Source organism: Exiguobacterium sp. K1 (assembly GCF_033721435.1).
In the GTDB taxonomy this organism is placed as follows: Bacteria; Bacillota; Bacilli; order Exiguobacteriales; family Exiguobacteriaceae; genus Exiguobacterium_A; species Exiguobacterium_A artemiae.
On the sequence record NZ_JAOTIT010000002.1, the window covers coordinates 284,516 to 299,856 of the forward strand.

At 35.9% G+C, this 15,341-nt stretch carries 15 protein-coding genes; 1 reads left to right on the forward strand and 14 read right to left on the reverse strand.

Translation table 11 applies throughout. The annotated features are described in order from the left end of the window. Positions 1 to 13: 13 nt before the first annotated feature. The 13 genes from N7U64_RS06735 to N7U64_RS06795 form a co-directional block, all read right to left on the reverse strand. Entirely contained in the window at positions 14 to 1,228 is a 1,215-nt protein-coding gene (locus N7U64_RS06735) for a lipid II flippase MurJ (RefSeq protein WP_318928949.1), read from the reverse strand. Positions 1,229 to 1,265: 37 nt separating this feature from the next. Further along, entirely contained in the window at positions 1,266 to 1,814 is a 549-nt protein-coding gene (locus N7U64_RS06740; protein WP_318928950.1) for an acyltransferase, read from the reverse strand. Continuing rightward, positions 1,801 to 3,126, reverse strand: a complete 1,326-nt coding sequence (locus N7U64_RS06745) for an O-antigen polymerase (RefSeq protein WP_318928951.1) — start codon at positions 3,124 to 3,126, stop codon at positions 1,801 to 1,803. Before N7U64_RS06745 ends, N7U64_RS06740 begins: the two co-directional genes overlap by 14 nt. Then, complete coding sequence (locus tag N7U64_RS06750; protein WP_318928952.1) at positions 3,119 to 4,291, reverse strand: glycosyltransferase family 4 protein; 1,173 nt, start codon at positions 4,289 to 4,291, stop codon at positions 3,119 to 3,121. Before N7U64_RS06750 ends, N7U64_RS06745 begins: the two co-directional genes overlap by 8 nt. Before the next feature lie 26 nt (positions 4,292 to 4,317). Continuing rightward, positions 4,318 to 5,205 (reverse strand): ATP-grasp fold amidoligase family protein, encoded by an 888-nt coding sequence (locus N7U64_RS06755; protein ID WP_318928953.1) that lies wholly within the window; start codon positions 5,203 to 5,205, stop codon positions 4,318 to 4,320. Positions 5,206 to 5,210: 5 nt separating this feature from the next. Then, positions 5,211 to 6,311 (reverse strand): glycosyltransferase family 4 protein, encoded by a 1,101-nt coding sequence (locus tag N7U64_RS06760; RefSeq protein ID WP_318929158.1) that lies wholly within the window; start codon positions 6,309 to 6,311, stop codon positions 5,211 to 5,213. A gap of 5 nt (positions 6,312 to 6,316) precedes the next feature. Beyond that, a complete protein-coding gene (locus tag N7U64_RS06765; protein WP_318928954.1) occupies positions 6,317 to 7,177 on the reverse strand; it encodes an NAD-dependent epimerase/dehydratase family protein in 861 nt (286 codons plus the stop codon). Next, positions 7,177 to 7,809 (reverse strand): sugar transferase, encoded by a 633-nt coding sequence (locus N7U64_RS06770; protein ID WP_318928955.1) that lies wholly within the window; start codon positions 7,807 to 7,809, stop codon positions 7,177 to 7,179. The genes N7U64_RS06765 and N7U64_RS06770 overlap by 1 nt, the downstream gene beginning before the upstream one ends. A 30-nt stretch (positions 7,810 to 7,839) precedes the next feature. Next, positions 7,840 to 9,690: a nucleoside-diphosphate sugar epimerase/dehydratase gene (locus N7U64_RS06775; RefSeq protein WP_318928956.1), complete on the reverse strand. Its 1,851-nt coding sequence runs from the start codon at positions 9,688 to 9,690 to the stop codon at positions 7,840 to 7,842. A gap of 39 nt (positions 9,691 to 9,729) precedes the next feature. Further along, positions 9,730 to 10,623 (reverse strand): UTP--glucose-1-phosphate uridylyltransferase GalU, encoded by an 894-nt coding sequence (gene galU / locus N7U64_RS06780; RefSeq protein ID WP_318928957.1) that lies wholly within the window; start codon positions 10,621 to 10,623, stop codon positions 9,730 to 9,732. Positions 10,624 to 10,813: 190 nt separating this feature from the next. Next, entirely contained in the window at positions 10,814 to 11,578 is a 765-nt protein-coding gene (locus N7U64_RS06785) for a tyrosine-protein phosphatase (protein ID WP_318928958.1), read from the reverse strand. Between the two features lie 11 nt (positions 11,579 to 11,589). Then, positions 11,590 to 12,285 carry a CpsD/CapB family tyrosine-protein kinase gene (locus tag N7U64_RS06790; protein WP_026830246.1) on the reverse strand — a complete coding sequence of 232 codons (696 nt, stop codon included), beginning with the start codon at positions 12,283 to 12,285 and terminating at the stop codon, positions 11,590 to 11,592. Further along, positions 12,278 to 13,009, reverse strand: a complete 732-nt coding sequence (locus tag N7U64_RS06795; RefSeq protein WP_114597488.1) for a YveK family protein — start codon at positions 13,007 to 13,009, stop codon at positions 12,278 to 12,280. The genes N7U64_RS06790 and N7U64_RS06795 overlap by 8 nt, the downstream gene beginning before the upstream one ends. A 198-nt stretch (positions 13,010 to 13,207) precedes the next feature. Here N7U64_RS06795 and N7U64_RS06800 point away from each other — a divergent pair, with 198 nt between their 5' ends. Next, positions 13,208 to 14,362, forward strand: a complete 1,155-nt coding sequence (locus tag N7U64_RS06800) for a hypothetical protein (RefSeq protein WP_318928962.1) — start codon at positions 13,208 to 13,210, stop codon at positions 14,360 to 14,362. Positions 14,363 to 14,411: 49 nt separating this feature from the next. Here the strand turns inward: N7U64_RS06800 and N7U64_RS06805 are convergent, their stop codons facing one another. After that, positions 14,412 to 15,338 carry an LCP family protein gene (locus tag N7U64_RS06805; protein WP_318928964.1) on the reverse strand — a complete coding sequence of 309 codons (927 nt, stop codon included), beginning with the start codon at positions 15,336 to 15,338 and terminating at the stop codon, positions 14,412 to 14,414. Positions 15,339 to 15,341: the final 3 nt, after the last annotated feature.

Below are 15,341 nucleotides of genomic sequence, written 5' to 3' on the forward strand. Positions count from 1 at the left end.
TTTCACATCTCCCTTAAGCAATTAATTTCAAGTTTTTTTTGTAAAGTAAGTATCTAAAAATTGTTAATATGAAACTACTTAATATCATCGTAAAAGTTGCTCCTAAGACTCCATATGTAGAAATCAAAGGTATGCTTAACCCTAAAGTAATAACCAAATTTATACATAAAATCAATGGTTGATTTTTAATTGCGCGCATCGCAATTAATGCTGTATCTAAGTTACCACTAATTAAATTTATAAATGTCGCAACCATAGACAATTTGAACACAGTTGAATATGCGATGTAATCTTCTCCATATAGAACTAGAAGAATTTCTTTATCAAAAACAAAAATAACTATTAACATTAAAATACCTAATGTGACAGAAAAAACCATTAATTTTCGCCATAAATAATTTTGGAAATTTTGTTTATTTTGTTCTTGATAGAGGACTGAAAGTTTTGGTAGAAAAACTTGAGAAATAGCTATTTGAAATAAATTAGATACAGTTAAAATGTACAGAACAGCCGAAAAATAACCCAAAACTTTTGTTGATTCATAATGTTCAAGTACATATCTAGGTACATTAATTGTAAAAGAAAATAACATTGCCACTATCCCTAACGGTATAGATGTTATTAATATATTTTTTACATTTGAATAATTTATAGTTTTTTTGGTTACGTAGAATGCTTTAGTTATTTTTCGCTTTTCAATCAATATAAAAATGAGATATTGAACAAGAAGCATACTCAATAAAGAGAAATTTAGATTCTTAAATAAAATTAATACGATAAAAAAACTTATGAACATAAGCACATTTTTAACTATCATTAACTGACCAACTATTGCCAACTCATTTTTTTTATGAGGAACAGCGTAGTAAATTTCTGACTTTAAATCTAGTAACTTAGATGCACCAATCACAAGAATTGTAAAGAAAAATTCTTTATAAAACAAAATAGAAATAAGTGACATTACTATAATTGATAATAAGTTTATTATACGTCTCACATATAAAAAGTCTGAAAAGCCAATATTTTTTTCAGTTACAAATATTGATCTTAATTTTAATTGAGCAAATAATGCGATTGGAGCTGTAATAGCGAATGCTAATGAATATTCTCCTACAAGATTAGCTGAAAGAACTTTTGCAATGACAATAATTATTAACCATTTGAGACCAAATGTAACTGCATTTGCTATTAGCATCCAAGAGAAGGTTCTCATAAATTTTAATTTCATTATTTTTGCTCCATAATTAAATTTTCAAATTGATTATTTAAATTTTTATTAATTTTTGATTTTTTTCAGTAATTAGAATATGTCCGGATTTAATATGTCCTTTTACAATACTTCCAGCAGCTATTACACAATCATCCTCTATCACCGTTCCACGAAGAATTACAGAATTAGCCCCTATCCAAACGTTATTTCCAATAGAAATTTCTGTAGTTTTAAATTTATTGCTCTTCAAACCGTTTTCTGCTCTAAAATCATGATCATGATCGTATACCATTACATTCGGGCCAAATGAACATCCATTACCTATAGTTATTCTTTTATGAGAAACGATCATACAATTATTATTAAAAAAACAATTATCTCCAATAATTATTTCGCCTTCATTACTAACCGAAAATTCAACATTTCTTCGTGTACCATTCTTATTACCTAGTACAATGCTTGCTTTTCTATCTAAATTAAATCGTGTAGAAATAGAAATTAATTCTTCCTTTTTAAAAGATATATTTTTCATCAAAATAAATTTATTGACTGATAAATAAGCGACTGAAATAACTCTCTTAGATATTGCTTTAATTACTTTCACTAAATTTACTCCTCTTTTTTATTAAAAAATTAATCTTATCTATCAGCACAAAAAATACAACAGCTAGAATTACTTGTTTTATTGATTGTGACAAAAAGTTATTAAAATCTGCTCTAATCGTATATACAGTTACTGGAATCATTAATAAGTAAATTATTAAATAGTATAGACTGTTGCTGATACGATTGTAAAAATACTTAATAATTAAGGAAATAATTAAAAAAATCATTAGTACACCGAAATAACCACTATTTAAATAACCTTCTCCAACAAGCGAGAATCCCATTCCTGTACTTTTGTTATAATAAAATGTATTTTGAAACCAACTTAGTACGCTGAAATCGTCAATGCCTATTAATTTGAGAAATGCATTGGTTAGTGAATTATTTTCTAAAATACCTTTGTAAGATCCACTGTTGAGAATCAATTGAACATTTCTAGATTGTGTATGGAATTCAGAATTTATAAATTCAATTAATAAATTACTGCTTAAAGTATCAGTCTCACCTCTTATCCAAAAGAACTTAAAACTCCTACTTAATGGTATCGATAAAAAGAACAGTACACCAATTAAAAACAATCTCACTTTATGATTTTTTTTATATAAAAAAATATAATAGATGTAAAAAATCACTAATATGAATCTAAAAATCAAGTCTCTTTCAGCAGTAAAGAACATAATTAAAATAAGTATAGTAAACGTCACTAAAATATTTCTATAAAACAATTTTTTATTATCTGTCAAAATTAGTTTGATGACTTCTATTGTAGTAACTAATACATAAATAAGTAACATCTTTACTCCAATTGAAGAAATACTGGCATCATTTAAATTAACCTTACTAGAAATCCCAGTTATTTGAATATAAATAAAGTACATTATTGATAAGCAAGTTAACAACCAATAAAAGATAGTGTTAAAAACAAAGAAACTTTCAACTTTAATTTTTTCAGGTATTTTAATTTGCTTTGAAATATTTGGAGAAACAACTAAAAAAAATGTGAAAATTGCAATCCAATGTAAATAAAAAAGTTCATTAGAATATCCATAATAGTAATTAAAATTATTTTCTCCTGTACTTAATAAAATTGGATATCCTATTGTGTATAGACTGAAAAATACTCCATACCAAACATATGGATGTAATAAATTAAAGCGAACTAGACACATTGAGCTAAATGGTAAAATCAAAAAACTAAGTATTAGACCATTTATTTCACTACTGTTAATCATACATATTAACGAGAATATCCCAGCAAAAATTAAAATAAAATATTTCAACCAAATGTCTGCTTCATTCAACTTATTCATTTTTATATTCCTTCAAAGATGTTTTAAAAAATTGAATTCTTTTTGCATTTATAACATCGTTATTATATTTTTTGGATTCATAAAAGTTTATACTAGCTTGTTCTCTCATATCATCTTTTGTAATTTCAGATAGTATATTTAAAATATTTTTTCTAATACCAAATCCCTTATTGAAAATATATTTTCTGTTTATTAGTTCTGGTATCCCTGCTGTATTTGCACCAATACACGGTAGTCCTTGACTCATTGCTTCAATTACTGCTCTTGGTAATCCTTCTTGTTTACTTGGTTGAATGTATATATCTATGGATCTTAAAAAATCAGAGATTTGATCATGCTTCATTGGACCTAGAAGTTTCACATTGTTTTCTAAACCATATTTTTTAATTTCACTTCGTAAATAATCTTGATTACCACCTCCAACTAAATGGTATTCAAAGTTAAGTTTATTTTTTTTCTTTAACTCATTCATCGCTCTAATAACATATTGTTGACCTTTAAATTTAACATCTACTGCAGCAACAGTTCCTAAAATCAAATTTCCTGCCGTGTGTTCAATCTTTTCAATTCTCTCCTCTAAAACACTAACTGGCATATCATCAATGTGAACATTTGAACAGTTAGTATGCTTCCCATTCGTAGGATATCTTTTTTGTAAAAACTCGCTCGTAACGTAAATTACATGTTTAGCTTCTCTAACTCTTTTTTTAGTTTTCAAATATAGAGGAACTGCTGCAAGTTTTCCTTTAATGCTATGATTCCATGACATATCCCACGGACATGTTACTAGCTCGATAATGTAAGGTTTACTATATTTTTTAGCGTAGTCTATGGCATAGAAACCACACATACTAGGTAAGCGTGCTACGATAACTTCACTATTTTTAACGTTTTCTTTTATTATATTTTTGTATTCGTTTTTAAGGAATAAATTACCTTTTAAGCTTGAGATATTTGGTGTTTCAACCACTGAGAAAGGCGATACAGTAATTTTAGAGTAATTTCCTGTTTCTTCTGTATCAATGTTTTTGACACGCATCATCACTTTTAATTGTGTTGACAATGCATAATAACGTGAAAATGTTTTATCGTTATGAGCTACACCAAAATATTCTCCTTGTTTATTTTTACTTATTGGACCATCATGGCAAAACAAAACTGTCATTTTACTTCTCCTATCTATCATTTCACTTAATTAATATAAGTAAATTTTTTTCCCATTTCGTAATCAAAACTATCTGGGTGAAATTGAATATAGCCTGTCCAAGGATAAAAAGTTAGTTCACCAAAATAAACTTTTTCATTTACCCAATATAAATCTACTCTTACAAAAGGAAAATCTGCTGATAAAATTTCTGCAATTTTAATCATTTCCTCTAAGCCTTGAGGCTTTACAATCTCACGATTAATGTTTGGATAATCTGTACTGACATCTATACGATCCCATTTAGTCGTATAAATATTACGTTTATGACCTATATTTCTGTCCACATCAAGTACAACAAATTCTGCTTTTCCGTTAAAGCACATAATTTTATAATCGTTTATTCCGTCAAAACCATTTGATTTGTCTTCTAAAAGTTCTTCCACAATAATTTTAGACTCAATACCCTTGTAAGACCACTCTCGTCCGGAAGCAAAAATATTTCTACCAGACCATTCATTGAGCGTTTGAAGTACTTCATTTTTATTGAATTTAGCTTTGTTTTTACAAATAAAATTAGTTGCACTACCATTTGTTGTTTTTATTATGAATTTGTTTGGTAGAACATCGAAATCTATATCATCTGCCTTATCAAAAGTTCCATAATTCTCAACTAAGATATTTTCTAATCCTTTTTCTTTTATATATTCTCTGACTGCATATTTATCTGCACATTTAGTCAAAAGATTATTACGATAGTTTAACTTGTACCATTGAAGCTTTTCCGAAAATCTATTTGGCTGCTCTAAATTTAATTTTCTACCTAATTTAATTTTATATTGAGTTTTAATCATTATATCATCTGGTACAATTTTCAATAAATCCAAGATTTTAAAGCGCATTTTTTGACTCTTAATTATTTTTTTGTAATCCATTTCCTTCATCCTTTTAGTAATATTTGGTTTATCTTTTCACTATACTCGCTAACCACTATTTCTCTATCAAATTCTTTTTCCATTTTAATTCGGGAATTTCTACCCATTGTCTTTATCTTATCTACGTCTAGTTTAATGACCTTTTCAATCTGTTCTTGCAAGTGGATGTGGTTTTGGACTTCGAAAATATAACCGTTTTTTCCATTATCAATAGTTTCCTTACACCCAGGTATATTTGAAGCAATTAACAACTTACCCATAGCTCCTGACTCCAATAATACATTTGAAATGCCTTCTCCACCATGTGATGGTTGGATGATACACTGAGTATTTTGAATAATAGGCTTTACGTTTTTGCTATAACCCATATAATTAATAATTCTCTCTTCATGTAATCTCTTTAATTTTCCTTCATATTCTAACTGCGAGGGCTCAACGTATCCGACAACTTCAAATTGAGCATTTGGATACTTTAGCTTCAAATTTTTTGCTGCCAATAAATATTCATCAATCCCCTTATCCTTCATGATCCGACCAATATATAGAAATCGTTTATTTTCATAAGACTCCATTTCTGAATAAATGAATTCTGAAAGATTTACACCTGATCCTGGAATCAAAGAGGAATTCTCATTAATAATTTTATTGTTTTTCAAGAAATTTAAATCACTGCTATTTTGACAAAATACATGTGTAGATTTTCTGAGAGCTATTTTATAAATTGAAAGTAAAAATTTTCTACCCCAACTATCTTTTATAAAAGCGCTTCCTAATCCGGTTATATTATTAATATGTGGTACTTTCATTATTTGACAAGCTATACTACCATAGAGGTTTGGTTTTAATGTATAGGTCAAAACTAAAGAAGGTTTAACTTTTTTTAAAATTTTATAATAATTCATTAATAGGTTAATATCTTGAAAAATATTTTTACCGCGTCGATTTAATGAAATATGGTAAAAGTCACATCCCATTTCTTTAAGCTTTTCAACACTTTCTCCGTAAGGAAGAACAACACAAACTTTGTAACCATCATCTAAAAGCCTTTGTATGACTTCTTTTCTAAAGTTATACGTATATGCATGATCGTTTGATAATATCATCACTTTTTTCAATATTTTTGCTCCGATCTATGTATTGATGTGAGAAAATCTTTTTCGATGAAATTAATATTATTATCTCTGGAAAAATTATGACTATAATACAAATCTCCAAATATTTTATTAAGTATTTTAATTTTTAAAAGAAACGAAAGTGAAAATTTATTTATATTTATAAATTTCACTTTTTTTTGATGAATTCCAGCTATTTCTTTAACCATTAAAGAAGTGTTCATGTAATAGCTATTTTGAGGATGATAGTATGTCTTAGGATTTTCTAATTTTAGAATCTCCTCAATATAAAAAAGTAAGTTTTCAATATATATCATGCTTCTCTTATTTTTAACATTTAAAAATAAAGGCGTTTTTTTAGATAAAGATGATAATTTGCTGTAGTTACCAATAGATTTAAATCCATAAATCATTGGAGGCCGAACAATAGTTACATTAAATTTATTATCTCTTAAGTTCTGCACTAAATAATTTTCTGCAAGTAGCTTTGATTTTCCATAGTGAGTTTTGGGTTTTGGTATGGTAAATTGATCAATCATTCCTTCATCGCTTCCGAATACACTCATGGAACTTATAAACAAGAAATGTTCTACATGTTGCTTTTTACACTCTTCCGCAAAATCACAAGTTAACTTGTAGTTGATGTCATAGTATAATGCTTTATTTTGTTTAGTTTCTTTTTTATGTGCTATTCCTACTAAATAAATTACTGTATCATAGCTAGATAAATCCAATTTTTGAATATCCACATTTCTTAAAGAGATACTGTCTACTAGATATTCGCATTTCTTGTTATTTAAATAACAATATAGTTTTTCTCCTACATAACTATTTTTCCCTAGTATAAGAATTTTTTTCATTATTTTTTTATCTCACTAGCTGCAACTTCTTTCACAGCAATTCTTCCGGTACCACCTTCAACTACTCCATCGCTTTTTAAAACACTAAAGATTGTTGCGATGAAGCACCATGTATCCATTAGGATTCCCATTCGCTTGACATACTCTCCATCTAGCTTGGCTTTGATCTCAATCGGTAACTCATCCCGACCATTGATTTGTGCCCAACCTGTCAACCCGGGTAACGTATCATTCGCTTGGTATTTGTCTCGCTCGTCGATTAAATCGTATTGATTCCACAACGCCGGACGTGGTCCGACAAACGCCATCTCACCTTTTAATATATTAAATAGCTGTGGCAATTCATCGAGACTAGTTTTCCGTAGGATCTTACCGACACGCGTAATATATACATCTGGATCTGCTAGCAAATGAGTTGGAGTATCATTTGGTGTTTCAATATACATCGTCCGGAATTTTAAAATATTAAAATGATTTTTATTCAGACCGACTCGTTTTTGCTTAAAGAATACTGGACCCCGTGACTCCACCTTAATGGCAGCCATAATCAGTATAAAAACAGGAATTAATACTAAACAAGCAACGAAGGCAATCGAAAACCCCAGGGGACGTTTGATTTTTAAATAATTCAAATTTCATTCCTCCTTTTTATATACGGTTTATCAAACTAAGTTTTCTTCACGCACAACCACATCATTCGCAATATCAAGTAAGACCGTTCTTAATTGCAGTGGTACATTCTTATGGCGATCCACTACATTCAAAATATTCATAACTGGTTCTTTTTGTCGCGTTCGACCGACAAAGATTTTTGGATAAATTGCTTCCGGGTCCACTTCGCCGTCTTTTAGTAATTCTTCATACATTTTTTCCCCCGGGCGAATCCCTGAGAACACAATTGGCATTTCGTCTTCTGTAAAACCACTCAGTTCAATCATATTTTTCGCAAGATCCACAATCTTGACCGGTTCACCCATATCAAGGACAAACACTTCTCCACCATCCGCTAAGATACCGGCTTGAATGACTAAACGGCTAGCTTCCGGGATTGTCATGAAGAAACGTGTCATCTCTGGATGAGTGACCGTCACCGGTCCACCTGCTAAAATTTGTGACTTGAAGAGTGGAATAACCGATCCACGACTACCCAGTACATTTCCGAAACGAACGACCGCAAATTTTGTTTTACTGCGACGTCCCAGTTCCTGAACAACCATTTCGGCAATCCGTTTTGTTGAGCCCATGACGTTCGTCGGGTTCACGGCTTTATCAGTTGAGATCATGACAAAGCGTTCTGCTTCGAATAAATCAGCCACTTCAGCGACATTTTTTGTTCCGTATACATTATTTTTGACTGATTCGTACGGATTTGCTTCCATTAACGGAACATGCTTATGGGCCGCTGCATGGAAAACAACCTGTGGCTTATGTGTCGCAAACACTTCTTCCAGTCGCGTTCGATCTTGAACGTCGGCAATGATGGGGACTAAGTTAATCGGAAACTGAAGTCCACGTAGTTCTCGTTCAATCAGGTAAATACTATTTTCTCCATGACCAAGTAGTAAAATCGTTGTTGGATTAAATTGAATGACTTGTCGGCAAATTTCTGATCCAATCGATCCACCCGCTCCGGTCACAAGGACTGTTCGTCCTTCAATTTCTGATTTAATTCCTGAAATATCGAGTTCGACCGGCTCACGACCCAGCAAATCCTCAATGGAAACATCACGAATCGCACTGACAGAAACCTTACCTGTAATCAACTCCTCAATCATTGGCAACGTTTGGACGTTTTTACAAAGCGTTTTCGCTTCCGTGATTAGTTCAATCCGTCGTTGTTGTGTTAATGATGGAATTGCAAGGACAATCGCTTCAATCTGGTGTTTTTCAATGACAGATTTTAAATTTTTTGTTGTTCCAACAACTTCAATCCCTTGAATAATGAAATGCATATTTTTAGGGTCATCGTCCAAAAAAGCAACAGGCTTTAACTCATGAAACGGTGACGCGTACAATTGTCGAACTAACGAACGTCCGGCTCGACCAGCTCCAATGACAAGCGTGCGTTTACGTGACTTGACCATCCGGCGAGGTAATGCATATTTGCGCCAATGTTGACCAATTCCAAGTAAGCGTAAGGCCACACGAATCGCACCAAGCAGCAATAGCGAAATACAAAAACTAAGAATTGTGATCCGTTCGAGCACTTGTCCAAACACCAAATTCTGATAGACCATTAAGCCAATCGAACTTGCACCAAGTGACAACGATAAAGTCAGTGCCTCCTGAATACTTGCATACTTCCAGTTGACACGGTACAGCTTCATTAAGAAAGCCAATGTGACGAACAACAAAGCAAAGACAGCAGCTGATTGCAATAACAACTGACTATCAATGAGTTCAAACAATTCTTTAGGATATAAGAAAAAATAAGTAAACCCCATCGCGATTCCTAAAGCTACGGCATCAATACAAGCTAACGTCAGGGTTCGGTAATAATAGTAGAATTTCAAAAAGCAGTCTCCTTTCTGTTTATGATTGGTGAAAAGTACTTAGACAAGTGAAGATGCTTTTGCTCGTTCTGCCAGTAATTCTTCCATCATCTTGGCCACATCGTCTCCAAGATCATCGCGTTTCAAGGCAAATTCGAGTGTCGTTTGAATGAAACCCAGTTTTTCACCGACATCATAACGCTTTCCGTCGAATTCGTAGGCAAAGACCCGTTGCATTTCATTGAGTCGCGTAATCGCATCGGTCAATTGAATTTCACCGCCCGATCCGACTTTTTGTGTTTCTAAGTATTTAAAAATTTCCGGTGTCAATAAATAGCGGCCTAAAATTGCTAAATTCGATGGTGCTGTTCCCGGAGCCGGTTTTTCAACGAATGATTTCACCTTATGTAAATTCTCTGAGATGCTTGTGCTCGGATCGACAATCCCGTAACGATGCGTATCTTTATCCGCAACCGGTTGTACACCGATGATTGAACTGTTCGTAACCTCATACTGCTCGATTAATTGGCGTGTACATGGTACCTCTGCTTGAACAATATCGTCACCCAGCATGACAACAAACGGTTCGTTTCCAATAAACGCTTTCGCTTGCAGAATTGCGTCTCCAAGACCTTTTGGCTTTGATTGACGAATGAAATGGATATTAATGTTTGTTGTCGCTTCGACGAGATGGAGCAACTCCGATTTGTTTTTCGCAATCAAGTTTGCTTCCAGTTCCGGAACTGAATCAAAGTGATCCTCGATGGCCCGCTTGCCTTTACCAGTAATGATTAAAATATCTTCAATTCCTGATTCGATCGCTTCTTCGATGATATATTGAATCGTCGGCTTATCGACGATCGGCAACATTTCCTTCGGCATCGCTTTTGTCGCCGGTAAAAAACGTGTGCCGAGCCCAGCTGCAGGGATGACTGCTTTTTTTACTCGTTTCATGATGTTCACTCCCAGTTCTAATTTCAGATTCCCATAATATAATCAATTTGGCATTCTTTATGTAAATTAAGATAACACATCCATTGCTGTTTATTCCATAAAGTTTTCCAATTTTTGATATTGTAAACGTTAACATAGAAAAAAGAGAGTGTGTTTTCACTCTCTTTACATTTTCTTCACATTAAACCCTTTATACCCACTGACCCTTCCAGTTCTTTTCGACTGGATTTGGAGGATTTATCGTCACGAGTTGATTTAGAAGAACTGCTTCATTGTTCTCATAAATTTCTTCGTACAACCAGTCTTCTAATTCATGCTCCAAATACTTTCGGCATTGTTCCCAATAGAACGGACGTTTTTCAGTATGGTGGGCGTCGGACGCCACAAGATGCGCCAGTCCGTTTTCGAGTAAGGCAACGGCAAACCGTTGGACGTCTTTGCCGTACTTCCCGATCAGACTGGCACAGGTCACCTGGCTGATCGCCCCATTTGAAATCAAGTCAAACAGTAACGTTGGATTTTGAATGATCGCTTTGTTTTTTTCCGGATGAGCGATGACGGGAACGTAGCCGTCAGAAATTAATTCGGCAAACACTTGTCGCGCATAGGACGGGATTCCGGTCGAAGGAAATTCAATCAGTAAATAACGTGAATCCGCAAGTGGCAACGCCATACCCTTTTGAACTTCTTCAATCAAATTACCCGTCAAACGAATTTCATGTCCCGGATATACGGTGATTGGAATACTTCGCTGATGGAACAGGACGTTTAGTTCATCGACGTTCAGTTTTACATCGACGTCTTCCGTCTCGAACTGCGGATGAAACAGGTGCGGTGTCGCGATGATTCGTGTGACCCCTTCACTTGCTGCCTGCTCTGCCAGCTGTAACATTTGCTCGATACTCGCCGGACCGTCATCGACCAGCGGTAAAAGATGACAATGAAGATCAACCATGATGGCACCCCTTATTCATAGGAATAATAGTATTGATACGCTGAATCATCCGTCAGTTCACGACGGTTCAAGACAACGCCGAGGATCTTCGCTTCGGCCAGTTCGAGTTGTTCTTTGGCCTTCAAAACACGTTGACGATCCGATGTCATACAGCTGACGACAAGGACGACACCATCTGTCAATTTAGATGTGATTCGACTGTCAGCGACTTGAAGTAATGGCGGTGCATCCAGGATGATGACATGATATTCTTCCCGTAATTTCAAAATGAGGTTTTCCATCGCCTTAGACGATAATAATTCAGCCGGGTTCGGCGGGATTGGTCCTGCCGTCAAGATCGATAAATTTTCGACTTTTGTCGGAAGAATGGCTTTTTCAAGCTCGGCTTGTCGTGTCAGCAAACTTGATAATCCCAGACCATTGGCAACCCGGAACGTATAATGAACCGTCGGACGACGCATATCGGTATCGATGATCAGGACCTTTTTTCCTTGCTGGGCATATGCGACCGCGAGATTCGAAGAAGTCGTCGACTTCCCTTCACTTTGTGTCGCTGATGTCACAAGCATGACCTGAATCTCTTTATCGACTGCCATGAATTCGATATTTGTCCGGATTGTCCGGTATTGCTCTGCAATTGGCGACTTCGGTTGAGTGACCGTAATCAGATTACGGGCATCTTTATTCATCTTATTTTTCTTAGCCATATTGTTTTGCCGCCTCTCTCTTTGTTGCTTTCGCTGATGACTTGAAGACTTTGCTGTCAATATCCGGGATACTTCCTAAAACAGGCAAGTCAAGAATTTGTTGCACTTGTTCCTCTGTGCGGATTCGACGATCGAGTACTTCACGTAAGAAAGCAAGTCCTACACCTAGTAAGAAGCCAACCACTGCGGCGATTGCTGTATTCAAGATGATATTTGGACTGACCGGAGCAGTCGGAATGCCTGAAACAGATAATACTTTGACGTTATCGACGTTCATCAGGTCCGTGATGTCTTCACTGAAGACTTTGGCAACGGAGTTTGCAACGTTTGACGCAAGGGCGGCATCCGTATTTTGGACAGAGACGTTGATAACCTGGGAATTTTGTTCACTCTCGACAGTAATCATATTGTTCAAAGCACCGATATTGTCAGGTGCGTTTTCGACTTCTGCTTGAACTTTTTCCAAGATAGCGGGACTCTTGATAATGACACGGTATGTATTGACAAGTGTGACGGACGATTGGACTTGCGAAGCATCAATCACATCGTTTTCCTGTTTTTTCGGTGTGACCAAAATCTGTGTACCGGCTTGATACGTCGGTTTGATTAAAAAGGTACTGACGGCAAATGAGATGACGGCTGCGACGATGGTCAGTGCGAGAATCCGCCAAAGCGATTTTCTCAAAATTGAAAATAATTCTTGTAAGCTGATCGTTTCATTCATGGTTTGATTATTCTCCTTTATTTGTCTAATACGGTGTCTTTTTTCATCAACTAGAACTCAGTATAACAAAAAATTGGGAAATGGTTGATTAAATTTCAGGAAATACCATACGTTTTTTGAAATTTGTTGCGTATAATAAAGAATGACATGTTTCTTTTTACATGAATTTCCGGATATCAACATAGGAGGAAGATCTTCATGCATCGCTCTCTACAAGCCCTTCAATACTATACATCGCACTCGGAAGAAGACATCCGTCGCCTTCATGAACGGATTCGTTTAAGCCTTGCTTCGACAGAATCGTTAACGGATACGATGATTCGTTTGACAGGCCAGACACCACTTGTTCCGTTCAAGCAGGATACAGTAACCGCCGACGAATGGTCAGCTTTTTTAGCCGGCAAACATCATGAAGCGTTAGCTGATTTTTACGGAACACTCGTGGCTCGTCCGATTCTTGAGGAAGATGGTCCTGTCGAACCTAAAGAGGACATCGAAATTGCTCCAGCCTTATCGCGGACGCACCGTGAACCAGAAGCATCACGCAGAAAGAAAATCAAAACAAGACCCGAACCGCGCTCTAAACGAAAAATTCCATGGGGATGGATTGCCTTACTGCTTCTTTGTTTCTTCCTCGGCGCCGGTGGGACGTATGTCTATTCGAATTACATCGCGTCTCCCGACACAAAACCGAAATCATCCGTCGAACAACCGGTGACGGTTGAAAAATCCGAGGAAAAGACTGAGGAAGAAACACCCGCTGTGAAAGCAGAACCTGACGTTCTTTACGTCAAAACCCGTAACACGAACATTTACAGTGACTCCGGTCTAACCGATACTCTTTACGAAGCCGACTTTGGTGATGGATACCGGATTCTTGAAACAACGGATACCGTCAGCAAAATCGAATTGACGGACGAATTGACCGGATACATCAAAACGGTGGATACGACAAAATCACTGAAAGAAGATGCAATTGCCGACGAATCGTTATTAACATGGGTCGGTGATAATCTCGATACAAGCTTCGTTACTGAGACGCTCATTGACCTTATCGGCAAATCTGCCGAAGATTTAAATAGTGCTTATGGTCCACCGGAACGGACGTTTTCTGATGAAGTAAACACTTACCTGTTCTACGGTAATCATTTCTTTACACTCCAAAACGATAAAGTCATCGCGATTGACTGGTCGGAAACAGCGATCACAAATGCTGAATTGGCTACCCTTGCGCCGCTTCAACTGGAAACGGAGACGACTGGTCTTGTCACAAGTAATTCTTACCGTCTGCAACGGTTTGAACAAACAGAAACAAGTACCAGCCGAGTGCGCTTGGCGGAACAAAATTTATAACATGATGAAACGCAAAGGGACAATCCGAAAAATGGATTGTCCCTTTTGTTTACTCCAGACCAAGCGAGTAACGTAATGCGGTTTTCGTTCGGGCCAGTGAATCATCAGTCGGATGCCAGTAATAAATGCCATCCGCTTCTTTTCCACCTGTTCCTTCAAGCTTTAAATTCTTTTGGTTTTTAAACGCATCCATATAATCAAAGGCAAGCGTCCGCATCGGTTTGAACGATACATTCGTCTGAGCGTTTTTACCGACGACATCCATGATTGCATTGAATTTACTGACAGAAACGTCCGATGATAATTTGGCGACGACTTGTTCAATGACTTGGCGTTGGCGCATTTGACGACCGAAGTCACCACGCGGATCCTCATAACGCATCCGTGTATACTTCAAGGCTTCGTCACCGTTTAAGTTAATTTTTCCGACCGTGAACTGTTTATCGCCGACTTTAAAATCCAAGTCGTTGTTGACAGTGACACCGCCAACAGCATCCACCAGTGAGGTGAATCCTTCCATATTGATTTCCGCATAGTAGTTGATTGGAATATCGAGAAACTTCTCGACGGTTTTGATTGCCATCTCCGGTCCGCCGAACGAATAGGCATGGTTGATTTTATCATTTGTCCCCTTACCGACGATATCAACTTTCGTATCGCGTGGGATACTGATCAAACGACTTTCGTTTTGTGTCGGATTGAGCGTCATAATCATGATTGAGTCACTCCGCCCCCGCTCCCCCGGACGTTGATCGACTCCTAGTAACAAGACCGACACCGGTTTTTGTTTTTCGACGACTTCGTCACCCGTATTTTTGACCGGCGACTGAATCTTTTTGACGGTTTGATCAACCTGATAATACGTGTAGCCGATAAACCCTCCGATTCCGACGACCAGTACTAGAGCGATTAACAGCATAACCTTTAACGGCGTCCAGCGCTTTTTGACTTTCTTTCTTTTTTTGACACGTTCCACTTT

What these genes read in the sequence shown, in the direction of transcription:
- N7U64_RS06735 (WP_318928949.1), bottom strand. Translation starts at nt 1,228, where the DNA reads ATGAAATTAAAATTTATGAGAACCTTCTCTTGGATGCTAATAGCAAAT.
- N7U64_RS06745 (WP_318928951.1), bottom strand. Translation starts at nt 3,126, where the DNA reads ATGAATAAGTTGAATGAAGCAGACATTTGGTTGAAATATTTTATTTTA.
- N7U64_RS06750 (WP_318928952.1), bottom strand. Translation starts at nt 4,291, where the DNA reads ATGACAGTTTTGTTTTGCCATGATGGTCCAATAAGTAAAAATAAACAA.
- N7U64_RS06755 (WP_318928953.1), bottom strand. Translation starts at nt 5,205, where the DNA reads ATGGATTACAAAAAAATAATTAAGAGTCAAAAAATGCGCTTTAAAATC.
- N7U64_RS06765 (WP_318928954.1), bottom strand. Translation starts at nt 7,177, where the DNA reads ATGAAAAAAATTCTTATACTAGGGAAAAATAGTTATGTAGGAGAAAAA.
- galU (WP_318928957.1), bottom strand. Translation starts at nt 10,623, where the DNA reads ATGAAACGAGTAAAAAAAGCAGTCATCCCTGCAGCTGGGCTCGGCACA.
- N7U64_RS06785 (WP_318928958.1), bottom strand. Translation starts at nt 11,578, where the DNA reads ATGGTTGATCTTCATTGTCATCTTTTACCGCTGGTCGATGACGGTCCG.
- N7U64_RS06790 (WP_026830246.1), bottom strand. Translation starts at nt 12,285, where the DNA reads ATGGCTAAGAAAAATAAGATGAATAAAGATGCCCGTAATCTGATTACG.
- N7U64_RS06795 (WP_114597488.1), bottom strand. Translation starts at nt 13,009, where the DNA reads ATGAATGAAACGATCAGCTTACAAGAATTATTTTCAATTTTGAGAAAA.
- N7U64_RS06800 (WP_318928962.1), top strand. Translation starts at nt 13,208, where the DNA reads ATGCATCGCTCTCTACAAGCCCTTCAATACTATACATCGCACTCGGAA.